This window comes from Methylobacterium sp. 37f (genome assembly GCF_023093475.1).
Classification (GTDB): domain Bacteria; phylum Pseudomonadota; class Alphaproteobacteria; order Rhizobiales; family Beijerinckiaceae; genus Methylobacterium.
In genome coordinates this window covers 1-391 of record NZ_JAGHKN010000136.1, presented here as the reverse complement: position 1 = coordinate 391, position 391 = coordinate 1, and the positions used below count along the sequence as shown (strand labels likewise).

1 pseudogene is annotated in these 391 nt (G+C 71.4%); it reads right to left on the bottom strand.

What is annotated here, in order from left to right:
- Window positions 1–391 (bottom strand): annotated as a pseudogene (locus J7U37_RS24980) (methylmalonyl Co-A mutase-associated GTPase MeaB); the annotation flags it as partial.

Sequence of the window (391 nt, the reverse complement as noted above, 5' to 3'; positions counted from 1 at the left end):
ATGAAGGCCTGGCGCAGCCCGGCCTGCACGCGTTCCCACATCCAGGCCAGGGACTGCTCGCGCCGCTTGTGGGCCCAGGCGCCGCTGGCCATGCGCTGCTCGCGCTGGGTCTGGATCGCCGCCCAGAGCGGGGCGATGCCGTCGGCCTTCAGCGCACTGACCTGCAGCACGCGCTGCAGCGCGCTGGCGTGCTCGCCCGCCGGCGCCGTGCGGCCCGAGCCCAGCAGGCGCAAGGCCGAAGTGATCTGGGCCTGGGCTCGCGTGGCCGCCGCGGGGTCCAGATCGGCCTTGTTGATGACGATGAGGTCCGCCAGCTCCATGACGCCCTTCTTGATGGCCTGCAGATCATCGCCGGCATTGGGCAGCTGCAGCAGCACGTACAGGTCGGTCA